The organism is Streptomyces sp. NPDC006335, from assembly GCF_040612795.1.
In the GTDB taxonomy this organism is placed as follows: domain Bacteria; phylum Actinomycetota; class Actinomycetes; order Streptomycetales; family Streptomycetaceae; genus Streptomyces.
On record NZ_JBEXQX010000003.1, the window covers coordinates 396,805 to 411,943 of the forward strand.

The window sequence follows — 15,139 nt, forward strand, 5'->3', positions numbered from 1 at the left end:
ACGCCGACCGACCAGGGAAGCGGGGGTGACCCGGTGACAGAGACCCTGTTGCTGGTGCTGGCCCTGCTCCTCACCCTGGCCTGCGCCGTGTTCGTGGCGGCCGAGTTCTCCCTGACCACCGTCGAGCGCGGTGACCTCGAGCGGGCCGCCGAGGCGGGTGAGCGCGGCGCCGAGGGCGCGCTGAAGGCCGTACGCCGGCTGACCTTCCAGCTGTCCGGCGCCCAGCTCGGCATCACGGTCACCTCCCTGGTGATCGGCATGCTCGCCGAACCCTCCCTCGCGGTGCTCCTCAAGGGCCCGCTGAAGGCCGCCGGCCTCGGCGGGGCCGCCGCTCCGGTGGCGACCGCGCTGGGCGTTGCCCTGTCCACCGTCGTGCTGATGGTGGTCGGCGAACTGGTGCCGAAGAACTGGGCGATCTCCCGCCCGCTGGCCGTCGCCAAGGTGGTCGCCGGACCGCAGAGCGCCTTCACCGCCCTCTTCGGCCCGTTCATCCGCCACCTCAACGACACCGCGAACCGTTTCGTACGACGCTTCGGCCTGGAGCCCGCCGACGAGCTGGCCTCCGCCCGCGGCCCCGAGGAACTCGTCGCCCTCGCCGAGCACTCCGCCGCCGAGGGCGCCCTGGAGGCCGACTCCGCCGAACTGTTCGTCCGCACCCTGCACCTGGGCGAGCTCACCGCGCAGAACGTCATGACACCGCGTGTCGACGTCAAGGCCCTCGAAGCCCACGCGACCGCCGCCGACGCCGCCAACCTCACCCACGCCACCGGCCTGTCCCGCTTCCCGGTCTACCGCGACAGCCTGGACGAGGTCATCGGCACCGTGCACGTCCGTGACGTGCTCGCGCTGGAACCCGACAAGCGCGCCGCCACCCCGGTCACCGAACTGGCCACCGCGCCCCTGCTGGTCCCCGACAGCCTCACCGCCGACCGGCTCCTGGAGCGGATGCGGGCCGGCCGCACCATGGCCGTCGTCATCGACGAGTACGGCGGCACCGCGGGCGTGGCGACGGTCGAGGACATCGTCGAGGAGGTCGTCGGCGAGGTCCGCGACGAGCACGACCCCGTGGAGATGCCCGACCTGCGGCCCGCCGGCGAGCGGGCCTGGGAGGCGGAGGGCTCCGTCCGCGTCGACCGGCTCGGGGCGATAGGCCTCACGGCGCCCGAGGGGCCGTACGAGACCGTGGCCGGACTGGTCGCCACCCGCCTCGCGCGCATCCCCGCCAAGGGCGACGACCTCCACCTCGACGGCTGGCACCTGGAGGTCCTGGACGTCGACCACCACCGCGCCCACCTGATCCGGATCACCGGACCCGCCAGGGTGCCGGTCCAGACGCGGGAGGAGGCCCGATGACCACCGTCCAACTGCTCGTCGGCGCCCTGACGCTGCTGACCAACGCCTTCTTCGTGGGCGGCGAGTTCGCCCTGATCTCCGTGCGCCGCAGCCAGATCGAGCCACGCGCGCGTGACGGCCACAAGCGGGCCCGGATGACCCTGTGGGGTCTCGAACACCTCTCCGCGATGATGGCCACCGCCCAGCTCGGCATCACCGTCTCCTCACTGGTGCTCGGCGCGGTCGCCGAACCCGCCATCGCGCACCTGCTGGAGCCCGCCTTCGAGGCGGCCCGCGTCCCGGGCGGCCTGGTCCACCCGATCGCGTTCGTGATCGCCCTGTCCCTCGCCACCTATCTGCACATGCTGATCGGCGAGATGGTCCCGAAGAACATCGCCCTCGCGGCCCCCGTGCCGACCGCCCTGCTGCTCGGACCGCCGCTGGTGGCCCTCACGCGCGCGTTGAAGCCCTTCGTGTTCGGCGTCAACGCCTTCGCCAACGCCCTGCTGAAGCTGCTGCGCGTCGAACCCAAGGACGAGGTCGAGTCGGTGTTCACCGACGACCAGCTCGCCCGCATGGTCGTCGAGGCCGGCGAGGCCGGACTGCTCTCACCGGCCGACGGCGAACGGCTGCGGGACGCCCTGGAGCTCGGCACCCGGCCGGTCGGCGAGATCCTGGTCCCGGTGCAGAGGATGCGAACGGTGGACGCCTCGGTCACCCCGGCCCGCCTGGAGCGTGTCGCCGCCGACGCGGGCTGGTCGCGCTTCCCGGTCACCGGTCCCGACAGCACCCTGCTCGGCTATCTGCACATCAAGGACACCCTCGGCGTCACCGACCGCGACCGGCCCTTCCCACGCGCCGCCCTGCACCCGGTCACCCGGGTCCGCATCGACACCCCGCTGGACGACACCCTCACCGCGCTGCGCGCCGACGGGAGCCATCTGGCGGCGGTGACGGGGGAGACCGGGGCCGTCCTCGGGTTCGTGACCATGGAGGACGTCCTCACCGAGCTGGTCGGGCCGACGCCGGCCACCGCGTGACCGCCGGGCGGGCCCACCACCCGTTCGGCGGACCTGGCGGACCTGGGGAACGCCGCTCGCGCCCCAGCCGTTCACACAGCGCACATCACTACCGAAGGAGCAAGCCCGTGTCCGCCACACCGACGGACCCCCGCCCCACGCGATCGGCCGGCCGTTGACCACCACGAGCGCCGTCCTCGGCCTGCTGGCCGTGTTCCTGCTGACCGCCGGCACCGGCTACTTCGTCGCCCAGGAATTCGCGTACGTCTCCGCGGACCGGCTCGCCCTCTCCCGCGAGGCGGAGGCCGGCGACCGGAAGGCCGCCCGCGCGCTGAAGGTGCTGGAGCGGCTGTCCTTCATGCTGTCCGGCGCCCAGCTCGGCATCACCGTCACCGGTCTGGTCGTCGGCTTCATCGCCGAACCGTCGGTCTCCGCCCTGCTCGAACCAGCCTTCACCGGTCTGGGCGTCCCCGAGGGGGCCGTGGGCGGGATCTCCGTCGTGCTGGCGTTCGTGCTGGCCACCGTCGTCCAGATGGTCCTGGGCGAGCTGGCCCCGAAGAACCTCGCGATCGCCGTCCCGGAGCGCCTCGCCAAGGCCCTCGCCCCCTCCACGCTCGGCTACCTCAAGGTCGTCGGCCCGCTGGTGCACGTCTTCGACGGGGCGGCCAACCGCCTGCTGCGCGCGGCCGGCATCGAACCGGTCGAGGAACTCCACCACGGCGCCACCCTGGAAGAGCTCGGCCACCTCATCGGCGAGTCCCACGAACAGGGCGAACTGCCCAGGGACACCGCCGAACTCCTCGACCACGCCCTGGAGTTCTCCGAGCGCACCCTCGACGAGGTGATGGTGCCCCGCGTCGACGCCGTCTTCGTGCGCAAGGACGCCACCGCCGCCGAGGCCGTCGACCTGATCGCCAAGCACGGCCACTCCACCTACCCCGTCCTCGGCGACCACCCCGACGACATCCCGGGCGTCCTGGGCGTACGGGAGTTGATGCGCCTGCCGGCCCATGAGCTGACCCGGGTCGGTGCGGGCGCCCTCGCCCGCACCCCGCTGCTGCTGCCCGACACCCTTCCGCTGCCGGAGGCGGTCGCGCAGATGCGGGAGCGGGACGACGAGTTCGCGGTCGTCCTGGACGAGCACGGCGGAGTCGCCGGCATCGTCACCTACGAGGACATCGCCGAGGAACTGGTCGGCGACATCGCCGACGAGACCGACACCGTCACCGAGATCGCGGTCGCGGACGGGTCCGGCTGGCTGGTGGACGCCGGCCGCCGCCTCGACGAGGTCGCCGAGGCCACCGGTGTCGCCCTGCCCGAGGAGGAGGACTACGACACGGTGGCCGGCCTGATCGTCGACCGGTTGGGCCGCTTTCCGGCGATCGGCGACCGGATCACCGTGGACCTTCCGGGCGGCGGACGCGCGCGGATCGACGTACGGACCCTGGACCGGCACGTGCCGGAACGCGTCCGCGTGGAGAGGGTGGACGCGGCATGAGCTTCCCGATGGCACTGTTCGTCACCGTCCTGCTGCTGATCGGCAGCGGGTTCTTCGTGGCCGCGGAGTTCGCGCTGGTCGCCGCCAAGCGCCACCGCATGGAGAAGGCCGCGGCCGAGGGTCGGCGCGGGGCGAAGGCGGCCCTGGCCGGAATGCGCGAGCTGTCGCTGATGCTGGCCGGTGCCCAACTCGGCATCACCGTCTGCACACTGGGCCTCGGCTCGGTCTCCAAGCCGGCGATCTCCCACGAACTCGACCCGCTGCTGCACGACTTGGGCCTGCCCAGCGCGCTCAGCTACGGCGTGGCCTTCGTGTTCGCCATGGTAGTCGTGGTGTTCCTGCACATGGTGGTCGGCGAGATGGCCCCCAAGTCCTGGGCGATCGCCCACCCCGAGCGCTCCGCGATGCTGCTCTCGCCGCCCTTCCGGGCCGTCGTCAAGGCGGTCCGGCCGCTGATCTCGGTGCTGAACAGGATGAGCAACGCGCTGGTACGGCTGTGCCGGGTCACCCCGCGCGACGAACTGGCCGCCGTGCACAACCGCGAGCAACTCACCCACCTCGTCGAGGAGTCGCAGCGTCTCGGGCTGATCAGCGAGGCCGACTCGGAGCTGCTCACCCGTTCGCTCACCGAGCCCGAGACCCCGGTCGGCGACCTCCGCATCCCGGCCGCGGAGATCACCTCGGTGCCGGGCACCGCCGACCTCGACGCCGTCCTGCGCACGGCCGCCGACCACGACCGCACCCGCATGCTGGTCCGCGAGGGCGACCTCGTCCTCGGCTCGCTCCACGCCCGCGACGCCCTGGTGGCCCGCGCGCAGGGCCGCACCGGCACCGCCCGCACCCTCGCCCGCCCGGTCCCGGAGCTGACGCAGGACACCACGGTCGCCGACGCGATCGACCTCCTGCGCCGCAACCGGGCGTCGCTGGCGGTCGTACGGGACGGGGCGGGCGCGCTCACGGGGATGGTCACGCTGGACGACCTGCTGGCGCGGTATCTCCAACCGTCCTGAGACAGGACGCACATGAGCGAGGGCAAGGAGATCACCGCTCTCCCTGCCCTCTTCAACGTATAGCTCACGGGGGGCCTTGCGGCAAGATCCCCGTCGTGCCGCACAATCGCCGTCCGAGCCATGGAGGGGGATCCGATGATCGACGTGATCGTCGTCGGCGGCGGACCGACGGGACTGATGCTGGCGGCCGAGCTGCGGCTGCACGGGGTGCGGGTGGTCGTGCTGGAGAAGGAGCCGGAGCCGACCGAGGTCGTCCGCTCGCTCGGCCTGCACGCACGCAGCATCGAGGTGATGGACCAGAGAGGGTTGCTGGAGCGGTTCCTCGCGCACGGGAGGCCGTTCAAGGCCGGCGGTTACTTCGCCGGGATCGACAAGCCCTGGCCGGACGGGCTGGACAGCGCGCACGCCTACATCCTCGCCATCCCGCAGCCCGTCACCGACCGCCTGCTGGCCGAGCACGCCGTCGAACTGGGCACCGAGATCCGGCGCGGCTGCGAAGTCGTCGGGCTGAGCCAGGACGAGGAGGGGGTGGACGCCGAACTCGCCGACGGCACACGGCTTCACGCCCGCTACCTCGTCGGCTGCGACGGCGGCCGCAGTACCGTGCGCAAGCTGCTCGGGGTCGGCTTCCCCGGCGCGCCCGCCAAGACCGAGACGCTGCTCGGCGCGATGGAGGTGGGCGTGGCGCCGGAGACGGTGACCGCCGTGGTGTCGGAGATCCGCCGGACCCAGAAGCTGTTCGGCCTCGGACCCGTCGGGGACGGGCTGTACCGGGTCGTCGTGCCCGCCGAGGGGGTGACCGGGGACCGCTCGGTCGCCCCGACCCTGGACGAGTTCAAGCGACAGCTGCGGGCGGTCGCCGGCACCGACTTCGGCGTGCACTCACCGCGCTGGCTCTCCCGCTTCGGCGACGCCACCCGCCAGGCCGACCGCTACCGGGTCGGCCGGGTGCTGCTGGCCGGCGACGCGGCCCACGTCCACCCGCCGGTGGGCGGACAGGGCCTCAACCTCGGTATCCAGGACGCGTTCAACCTGGGCTGGAAACTGGCCGCCGAGGTGGCCGGCTGGGCTCCGGAGGGCTTGCTGGACAGCTACCACGCCGAACGGCACCCAGTGGCCGCCGACGTGCTGAACAACACCCGCGCGCAGATGGAGCTGTTGTCCACCGAGCCCGGGCCGCAGGCGGTGCGCCGGCTGCTGTCCCGGTTGATGGACTTCGACGAGGTGAACCGGCACCTGATCGAGCACATCACCGCGATCGGCGTCCGCTACGACTTCGGCGCGGGCCATGACCTGCTCGGCCGACGCCTGCGGGACCTCACGCTCGGGCGAGGCCGCCTCTACGAGCTGATGCGCCGCGGCCGCGGACTGCTGCTCGACGGGACCGGCCGTCTGTCGGTCGAGGGCTGGGCGGACCGTGTCGACCACGTCGTCGACACCGCCGAGGAGCTGGACGCTCCCGCGGTGCTGCTGCGGCCGGACGGCCATGTGGCGTGGGCCGGCGAGGATCAGCGGGAACTGCTGGACCGGCTGCCGAGGTGGTTCGGGGCGGCCGTCTGAGCGGCGAGTCCCCGGGCCAGGACGGCACGGGGACGACGGGCCCGGCGGTGGAAGGCGCACAGGTCGTACCGGCGGGCCGGAGGCGGCCGTACGGGGGACAGGTGCGGCGGTCGAGCAGCCGCAGCCGGTGAGACTGCGGCTGCTCGACGAGGTCGGCCGTACGCACGTACTCACGGCGGCCGTGGGCCGCCTGCTCGCGGGTGGGAGTCAGGCCGTGGCGGGCAGGACGTGGTCGCCGGTCTTGTCCGTGCTCAGGCACAGGGAGCAGACCACCGCGTCGTGGGTGGCGCAGGCGGCCAGGTCGGGGCGCTCGTAGGGCTGGCGGCAGACGTGGCAGTCGTAGGTGACCGCGCTCGGGTTGCCGTCCGCGTCCAGCATCGGCTCGTCGATGCCGTCGCCGGTGCGCCGCAGGTAGTACCTGCCCTTGGTGACGATCGCCATCAGCGGGGTGAGGACGAAGGCGATGACGGCGGCGGCGACGGGGGAGTACGGCTGGAGGGTGTCGCCGAGGGCGTGGAAGTACATGGCGATGGACAGGCCGGACGCGGCGACGAAGGCCACCACACCCACGGGGTTGACCGCGTGGAGCATGCCGCGGCGGAACTCGGGGGCGTGCGGGGAGAGTTTGAGCAGGTACTTGTTGATGCCGATGTCGGTGGCGACGGTGACGACCCAGGCGATCGCGCAGTTCGAGTAGAAGCCCAGGATGTCGTTGAGGAAGCTGAACATGTCGGCTTCCATCAGGACCAGCGCGAAGCCCAGGTTGACCAGGACGAAGACCATGCGGCCCGGGTAGTGCCTGGTGAGCCGGGTGAAGGAGTTGGTCCAGGCGAGCGAGCCGGAGTAGGCGTTCGTCACGTTGATCTTGATCTGGCTGATCACCACCAGCGCCACGGCCAGCGGAACCACCAGCCAGGACGGCATCATCGCGTCGAAGGCGCCCTTGAACTGCTGGATCGGCTCGGGAGCCACGTCCGGTCCCACCTTGGCGAGGATGTACACCGCGAGGAAGACACCGATGGCCTGCTTGAGCGCGCCGAGCACCACCCAGCCGGGGCCGGCCATGACCACCGCGGTCCACCAGGTGCGCTTGTTCGCCTCGGTCTTGGGCGGCATGAAGCGCAGGTAGTCGATCTGCTCACCGATCTGCGCGATGAGCGAGAGGCACACGCCCGCGCCGAGCAGCACGGACGCTGTGTTGACGCCGCCGTCGCCGTCGGTGCCCGCGTAGGCGAGGAAGCGGTCGACCGTGCCCGGGTCGGTGGAGATCAGGTAGACCAGCGGTCCGACCATCAGCAGCAGCCAGATCGGGGTCGTCCACACCTGGAGCTTGCTCAGCGCCTTCATGCCGTAGATCACCAGAGGGATGACCATGAGCGTGGAGACCAGGTAGCCCAGCCACAGGGGCAGTCCGAGGCCCAGCTTGAGGCCCTGGGCCATGATCGAGCCTTCGAGGGCGAAGAAGATGAAGGTGAAGCTGGCGAAGATGACGCTGGTGAGGACCGAGCCGTAGTAACCGAAGCCCGAGCCGCGGGTGATCAGGTCGAGGTCGATGTTGTAGCGGGCGCCGTAGTAGGCGAGGGGGAAGCCGGTGACGAAGATGACGACGGCGGCGACGGCGATCGCCACGAGCGCGTTGCCGGTGCCGTGGGCCAGGCCGATGCCGGCGCCGATGGAGAAGTCGGCCATGTAGGCGATGCCGCCGAGGGCGGTGGTGGCCACGACCATCGGGGTCCAGCGGCGGTAACTGCGGGGCGCGAAGCGGAGGGTGTAGTCCTCCAGGGTCTCCTTGACCGCCTGGTCGGCGGATTTCGACGGGTCTGCCGTTGCCGGCCGTGACTCTGTGGTGCTCATGTCACGCCTCCCAGTGGTGCTCGAGCGGGCGGTGGGGGATGCGTGGGAGCCCCGCGTGGCGTCGTCGGCAGGCCGGGGGAGCGGAGGGGCCGGAACGAGCGGTTCTTGGCCCTGTATACGACTCGGGTCCCACGGCTCGTCACGCTAGAAAGCGGTTGTTACCGACATCGCTGGGTGTCGTGAACGCGACGTTTCCGGAATCTCACCGCTGCGGATGGATGCAGCAGTGGGCTCCGTTTGCGAACGGTCATGGGGGCCTCGCGTGAGCCTTCCGGCCGTGGCTGGGCAGGCCGACACACCTGCCGGGTCCGGGAGCGGAGCCGGGGCAGGTTCGGTGCGCCGCGGGGTCAGGCCGGGGCGGGCCGTCGGGTGTCGGTGAGCGGACTGCGGTCCGCCTCGTCCTGGACGAGCAGGGAGAGCAGTGACGCCACGGTCAGGCCGGCCTCCGCGGGGTGGCGCAGGACCTTGCCCGGGTCGATGCGGTAGGTGTTGGTACGCCCCTCCCGCACGTGCGAGAGGTATCCGTCCTGCTCCAGATCGGAAATGATCTTCTGAACGGCGCGTTCGGTGAGCCGGCAGTGCGCGGCGATGTCGCGGATCCGGGTGCTGGGGTTGTCGGCGATCGCTGCCAGCACCCGCGCATGGTTGGTGACGAACGTCCATCCGGTGTGAGACTCGGGCACTCCATCCATGGCAGCAGTCTAGCGACCCAACATTCACGCATCCAAAAACCTGAACTTTATTTCGTGTATTGGTTGACGTATGTTGACGGTGGAGGGGAACGTGAGGGACAGAGGCTGCGAGCACATGAGGGAGAGGGCCATGTCGGAACCTGCGCACTCGGCGCAGCCCCTCACCGCGCTGGACGCGCGCCCGCCGTGTCTGGCCACGATCGACGCCGTGGTGGCCGGGGAGCGGATGCTCGTCACCTGCCGCGGTGAGTTCGACATGGGAGCCGAGGAGCTCCAGCCCGAGCTGTACGCCGCCCTCGACCGCTCGGCCACCGGGGTGGACCTGGACCTCGGCGAGGTCCGCTTCTGCGACTGCGGTGGCCTCAACGTCCTGCTGGGCCTGCGCCGGGAGGCCCTCGACCAGGGCAAGACGGTCACCGTCCGGGCGTACAGTCCGACCGTGGGACGCCTGCTCGACCTGACCGGTGCCCGGGAGCTGTTCGTGACCGAGCGTTCCGGAGGGCCCGGCGGTTCGGACACCCCAGCCGTCCAACCCGTACCCGTACCCGTCCCCGTCCCCGTCGCGGAGGAGCGGCCCGAGCCGATGGACGTCGATCAGGAACTGCGCCGGGAGGTCGACCAGTTGCGCCGGGCGATGCGGACCCGGCCGGCCATCGACGTGGCCCGCGGGATCGTCATGGCCTCCTTCGGGCTGAGCGCCGAGGACGCCTGGACGGTGCTCGTCACCGCCTCCCAGAACACCAACACCAAAATGCACAACCTCGCCCAGGACCTGATGGGCGCCATCCACGGGGACCCGGTGCCCGAACAGGTGCAACAGCAGATGGCGGCGGCGGTCGCCAAGGTACGGGAGACCGCGCAGACGTCGTCCGGCGATGCCGCGTAGCGGGTGCGGGACCGGGTTGGCGGGCCCGGGCGCCGACGGACGCGTGAACTGACGCGCACCAGGTGCGCCCAGCACACCCACCGCGGCGCTGCGTACGGAGGAGATCCTCCGGTGGTCCGGCCTGCACCGTCCGGTACCGCGCTGCCGGGGGCAACCCCCGGGCGGTCAGTCCCCCGCGCCGCCGAACGCCTCAAGGATGCGCTCGGCGGCCAGCGTGGCCGTCAACCGGCCCTCCCGGACCTGCTGTTCGAGGTCGGGGGCGAGCGACTGGACGGCCGGGTCGGCGTGCAGACGGCCGAGGAGCTCGTCCCGGACCATCGCCCAGGCCCAACCCACCTGCTGGTCCCGCCGCTTGGCGGTGAGCCTTCCGGTGGAGTCGAGGAGGGTCCGGTGTTGCTCCAGACGCTCCCAGACCACGTCCAGGCCGGTCGACTCGCGGGCGCTGCAACTGAGCACCGGGGGAGTCCAGAAGGCGTCCTTGCCGTGCATCAGCCGTAGCGCGCCCGCCAGTTCGCGCGCGGCCGCGCGGGCGTCCCGCTCGTGCGGGCCGTCCGCCTTGTTCACCGCGATCACGTCGGCGAGCTCCAGGACACCCTTCTTGATGCCCTGGAGCTGGTCGCCGGTGCGGGCCAGGCTCAGCAGCAGGAAGGAGTCGACCATGTCGGCGACAGCGGTCTCCGACTGCCCGACGCCGACGGTCTCGACGAGGATCACGTCGTAGCCGGCGGCCTCCATCACGACCATCGACTCCCGGGTCGCCTTCGCCACCCCGCCGAGTGTGCCCGCGCTGGGGGAGGGCCGTACGAAGGCGTTCGGGTCGACGGCCAGGCGCTCCATGCGGGTCTTGTCGCCGAGGATCGAGCCGCCGGTACGGCTGGAGGACGGGTCCACCGCGAGCACGGCCACCCGGTGCCCCAGCGAGGTCAGCATCGTGCCGAACGCGTCGATGAACGTCGACTTCCCCACGCCCGGCACCCCGCTCACGCCGATCCGCCGGGCCCGGCCGCTGTGCGGGAGCAGCTCGGTGAGCAACTCCTGGGCCAGCGACCGGTGTCGGGGGTGGGTGGACTCGACGAGCGTGATGGCACGGGCCACGATCGCCCGCTTGCCGTCGAGGACACCCTTCACATACGCGTCGAGATCGATCACTGCCCGTGCCCGAGGTCGGCCGACAGACGCTCCACCAGGTCGTACGCCGCGTCCGGGATCACCGTCCCCGGCGGGAACACGGCCGCGGCGCCCATCTCCAGGAGGGTCGGCACGTCCTGCGGCGGGATCACCCCGCCCACCACGATCATGATGTCCTCCCGGCCCTCCTCGGCCAGCGCCTCCTTCAGCGCCGGTACGAGGGTGAGGTGGCCGGCGGCCAGGGACGAGACGCCGACGATGTGCACGTCCGCCTCCACTGCCTGGCGGGCCACCTCGGCCGGGGTCTGGAACAGGGGGCCGACGTCGACGTCGAAGCCGAGGTCGGCGAAGGCGGTGGCGATCACCTTCTGGCCGCGGTCGTGGCCGTCCTGGCCCATCTTGGCGACCAGGATGCGCGGCCGGCGGCCCTCGGCCTCCTCGAAGGCGTCCACCAGCGCGCGGGTGCGGTCCACGTTCTCGGACTCCCCTGCTTCGTTGCGGTACACGCCGGAGATCGTACGGATCTGGCTCGCGTGCCGGCCGTACACCTTCTCCAGGGCGTCGGAGATCTCGCCGACGGTGGCCTTCGCGCGGGCCGCGTGCACGGCCAGCTCCAGCAGGTTGCCGTCCCCGTCGGCCGCCCGGGTCAGCGCGTCCAGGGCGTCCCGGCACGCGGTCTCGTCCCGCTCCGCCCTCAACCGCCGCAGCTTCTCGATCTGCTGAGTCCGTACGGAGGAGTTGTCGACCTTGAGGACGTCGATCGCCTGGTCGGTCTCGACGCGGTACTTGTTGACGCCGATGACCGGCTGGCGGCCCGAGTCGATGCGGGCCTGGGTGCGGGCCGCGGCCTCCTCGATGCGCAGCTTGGGGATGCCGGCGTCGATCGCCTTGGCCATACCGCCGGCCGCCTCCACCTCCTGGATGTGCTGCCAGGCCTTGCGGGCGAGGTCGTACGTCAGCCTCTCCACGTACGCGCTGCCGCCCCACGGGTCGATGACCCGGGTCGTACCGGACTCCTGCTGGATCAGCAGCTGGGTGTTGCGGGCGATGCGCGCCGAGAAGTCGGTGGGCAACGCCAGTGCTTCATCAAGGGCGTTGGTGTGCAGCGACTGGGTGTGGCCCTGGGTCGCCGCCATCGCCTCGACACAGGTGCGCGTGACGTTGTTGAACACGTCCTGAGCGGTCAGCGACCAGCCGGAGGTCTGCGAATGGGTGCGCAGGGAGAGGGACTTGGCGTTCTGAGGGTCGAACTGCTTGACCAGCTTGGCCCACAGCAGCCGCGCCGCCCTGAGCTTGGCGATCTCCATGAAGAAGTTCATGCCGATCGCCCAGAAGAACGACAGCCGGGGAGCGAACGCGTCCACGTGCAGGCCGACTTCGCGTCCCGCCCGGATGTACTCGACACCGTCCGCGAGGGTGTACGCCAGCTCCAGGTCGGCCGTCGCACCGGCCTCCTGGATGTGGTAGCCCGAGATGGAGATCGAGTTGTAACGGGGCATCCGCTGCGAGGTGTACGCGAAGATGTCGGAGATGATCCGCATCGACGGCTTCGGCGGATAGATGTAGGTGTTGCGGACCATGAACTCCTTGAGGATGTCGTTCTGGATGGTCCCGGCCAACTTCTCGGGCGGTACGCCCTGTTCCTCCGCCGCCACGATGTACAGCGCCAGCACCGGCAGCACGGCGCCGTTCATCGTCATCGACACGGACATCTTGTCCAGCGGGATGCCGTCGAACAGCTGCCGCATGTCGTAGATCGAGTCGATGGCCACGCCCGCCATGCCGACGTCACCGGTCACGCGGGGGTGGTCGCTGTCGTAGCCGCGGTGCGTGGGCAGGTCGAAGGCGACCGACAGGCCCTTCTGGCCGGCCGCGAGGTTGCGCCGGTAGAAGGCGTTGGACTCCTCGGCGGTGGAGAAGCCCGCGTACTGGCGGATCGTCCAGGGCTGGTTGACGTACATCGTCGGGTACGGGCCGCGCAGGTACGGCGCCACACCCGGGTACGTCTCCAGGAAGTCCAGGCCCTCCAGGTCGGCGCCGGTGTAGAGCGGCTTGACCTCGATGCCCTCGGGCGTCTCCCACACCGGGTCGGCCGTCTGCGTGGCGTCCTTGACGGCCGTACGCCACTCGTCGGCGCCGCCGTCGGTGGCCGGGGACCCCAGCTCGATCCCGCTGAAGTCGGGGACGGAAGGGCCGGCGGGGGCGGTCATCAGGACACTCCCATGCGGTCGAGGGTGGCGGTGAGCACGGCGACGGCGTCGCAGCCCGCGAAGACGTAGGAGTCCACATCGGCGTACTGCCCGGGCCGCCCGGCGAGGAACACATGCCGGGCGCCTGCCGACTTGAGGGTCCGTACGACGTCGTCGGCCTGTTCCTCGTACAGCGCTTCGCTGGAGCACAGGCAGGCCTCGGTGGCGCCGCTGTCCTCGAAGGTGCCCTCGGTGACGGGCTCGATGCCGCCGGCCTGGAAGAGGTTGGCGGCGAAGGTCAGGCGCGCGGTGTGGGCGGCGGCCGGGCCGAGCGCGGCCAGGAAGACGCGGGGGCGTGACCCGGTCGCCGCGAGGTGGGCGTCGGAGCGGGCGCGCAGCTCCTCGTAGGCCTCGTCGCGCCGGACGCGGGGCAGGCCACCGGTGCGGGACTCGGGCGCGGGGGCGCGCTCCACGGGCTTCTCGCCGAGATACGGGAACTCGCTGACGCCGGTGATGGGTTCGCGCCGGGTGGCCAGCTTCTTGGAGCGCTGCGCCCACGTCGTGGCCAGGTCGGTGCGGATGCGCCCGGAGCGCAGGACGGCCGCCTGGCCGCCGTCGCGTTCGATCGTCCGGAAGAACCGCCAGGCGGCTTCGGCGAGTTCGTCGGTCAGCCGCTCCACGTACCAGGAGCCGCCCGCCGGGTCGATCACCCGGGACAGGTGCGACTCCTCGACCAGGATCGTCGAGGTGTTGCGGGCGATGCGGCGGGCGAACGCGTCCGGCAGGCCGAGCGCGTGGTCGAAGGGGAGCACGGTGACCGCCTCCGCGCCGCCGACGCCGGCGGCCAGGGTGGCGATCGTCGCCCGCAGCATGTTCACCCACGGGTCGCGGCGGGTCATCATCACCGGCGACACCACGGCGTGCTGCGCCTGCGCCCCGGCACCGGGCGCCCCGCACACCTCGGCGACCCGCGCCCACAGTCGGCGCGCGGCCCGCAGCTTGGCGATCGTCAGGAACTGGTCGGCCGTCGCCGCGTACCGGAACTCCAGCTGCGCACAGGCCTGTTCGACGCTCAGCCCGGCTTCGGTGAGTTCGCGCAGATAGGCGACACCGGTGGCGATCGAGGCGCCCAGCTCCTGCGCGGCCGAACCGCCGGCCTCGTGGTACGGCAGCGCGTCCACGGTCAGCGCCCGCAGCCCCGGGTACTCCTCGGCACACGTGCGCGCGAGCGGGACGACCGGCGCGAAGTCCGACGCCTCGCCGGTACGCGCCTCGTGGCCGAGCGGGTCGGCGCCGAGGTTGCCGCGCGCGGCCGTGCCGTCGATGCCGCGCTCGGCGTAGATCCGCAGCAACTCCTGTGCGGCGGACTCGAATTGGCCGCCCGCGTCGAGGACGACCGGCGCGAGGTCGAGGTAGACGCCGTCGAGGACCTGGCCGAGCGAGTCGACCGGGATGCCGCCCTCGCCGGCGACCAGCCACAGCGAGGTGACACCGTTCTCCAGGTCGGTGAGCACCGCGCCGTTGTCGGCGACCGTGTGCCGCTGCCGTACGTCCCAGCCGCCGGCGGTGTTCCCCTCCGGGCGGGCGCCGCGCACGAAGGGGGCGAAGCCGGGGAAACCGGGGTCGGGTGCGGCATCGTGCGCGGTGTACAGGGGGCGGGTGCGCAGCCCGTCCTCGAGCGCGGTGGACAGGGCGTCCTCCGCTGCCGCGCCGGAGACTTCCTTGCCCGACTTGCGCAGGACACCCGCCACCAGGCTGTGCCACTGATCAAGGTTCGCGTCAGGGAACTCGGCGGCCAGCGAGAGCCCGTCGTCAGGCAGGACCGTCATGCTCGGATGCTAGGCCAGACCCCCGAAGGAGCAGCAGAGGGCACGGCTGTGACCTTGCCCTCCACGACACTGTGACCCCGGTCTCCCGTGATCCCGCGAGGGGCGTGGTCACGCCTCCCAGCGATCCCGCCAGGGACGTGAT

Annotated in this window: 11 protein-coding genes; 6 read left to right on the forward strand and 5 right to left on the reverse strand. The window is 71.5% G+C overall.

Translation table 11 applies throughout. The features are described from left to right. The first annotated feature begins 33 nt into the window (after window positions 1–33). The 5 genes from ABZ098_RS12520 (at window position 34) to rox (ending at window position 6,419) form a co-directional block, all read left to right on the forward strand. Complete coding sequence (locus tag ABZ098_RS12520; protein ID WP_356590022.1) at window positions 34–1,353, forward strand: hemolysin family protein; 1,320 nt, start codon at window positions 34–36, stop codon at window positions 1,351–1,353. After that, entirely contained in the window at window positions 1,350–2,372 is a 1,023-nt protein-coding gene (locus ABZ098_RS12525; protein ID WP_356590024.1) for a hemolysin family protein, read from the forward strand. Before ABZ098_RS12520 ends, ABZ098_RS12525 begins: the two co-directional genes overlap by 4 nt. Window positions 2,373–2,526: 154 nt before the next feature. Further along, window positions 2,527–3,849: a hemolysin family protein gene (locus ABZ098_RS12530; protein WP_356590026.1), complete on the forward strand. Its 1,323-nt coding sequence runs from the start codon at window positions 2,527–2,529 to the stop codon at window positions 3,847–3,849. Then, entirely contained in the window at window positions 3,846–4,859 is a 1,014-nt protein-coding gene (locus ABZ098_RS12535; protein ID WP_356590028.1) for a hemolysin family protein, read from the forward strand. The genes ABZ098_RS12530 and ABZ098_RS12535 overlap by 4 nt, the downstream gene beginning before the upstream one ends. 135 nt (window positions 4,860–4,994) lie before the next feature. Next, window positions 4,995–6,419, forward strand: a complete 1,425-nt coding sequence (gene rox / locus ABZ098_RS12540) for a rifampin monooxygenase (protein WP_356590030.1) — start codon at window positions 4,995–4,997, stop codon at window positions 6,417–6,419. A 207-nt stretch (window positions 6,420–6,626) separates the two neighbouring features. Here the strand turns inward: rox and ABZ098_RS12545 are convergent, their stop codons facing one another. Both ABZ098_RS12545 and ABZ098_RS12550 read right to left on the reverse strand, forming a co-directional pair. Next, window positions 6,627–8,273, reverse strand: a complete 1,647-nt coding sequence (locus ABZ098_RS12545; RefSeq protein WP_356590032.1) for an allantoin permease — start codon at window positions 8,271–8,273, stop codon at window positions 6,627–6,629. Between the two features lie 347 nt (window positions 8,274–8,620). Continuing rightward, complete coding sequence (locus tag ABZ098_RS12550; RefSeq protein ID WP_356590034.1) at window positions 8,621–8,965, reverse strand: winged helix-turn-helix domain-containing protein; 345 nt, start codon at window positions 8,963–8,965, stop codon at window positions 8,621–8,623. 130 nt (window positions 8,966–9,095) lie between these two features. On the opposite strand from ABZ098_RS12550, the gene ABZ098_RS12555 reads away from it, so the two are divergent. Continuing rightward, entirely contained in the window at window positions 9,096–9,851 is a 756-nt protein-coding gene (locus tag ABZ098_RS12555; RefSeq protein WP_356590036.1) for an ANTAR domain-containing protein, read from the forward strand. Between the two features lie 165 nt (window positions 9,852–10,016). On the opposite strand, the gene meaB is transcribed toward ABZ098_RS12555, so the two are convergent. From meaB to ABZ098_RS12570, 3 genes are read right to left on the reverse strand one after another with little or no spacing between them, the layout of a single operon-like run. Next, complete coding sequence (meaB, locus tag ABZ098_RS12560; RefSeq protein WP_356590038.1) at window positions 10,017–11,000, reverse strand: methylmalonyl Co-A mutase-associated GTPase MeaB; 984 nt, start codon at window positions 10,998–11,000, stop codon at window positions 10,017–10,019. Beyond that, window positions 10,997–13,189 carry a methylmalonyl-CoA mutase gene (gene scpA / locus ABZ098_RS12565; protein WP_356590039.1) on the reverse strand — a complete coding sequence of 731 codons (2,193 nt, stop codon included), beginning with the start codon at window positions 13,187–13,189 and terminating at the stop codon, window positions 10,997–10,999. Before scpA ends, meaB begins: the two co-directional genes overlap by 4 nt. Beyond that, window positions 13,189–14,997, reverse strand: a complete 1,809-nt coding sequence (locus ABZ098_RS12570) for a methylmalonyl-CoA mutase subunit beta (RefSeq protein ID WP_356590041.1) — start codon at window positions 14,995–14,997, stop codon at window positions 13,189–13,191. Before ABZ098_RS12570 ends, scpA begins: the two co-directional genes overlap by 1 nt. Between the last annotated feature and the right edge of the window lie 142 nt (window positions 14,998–15,139).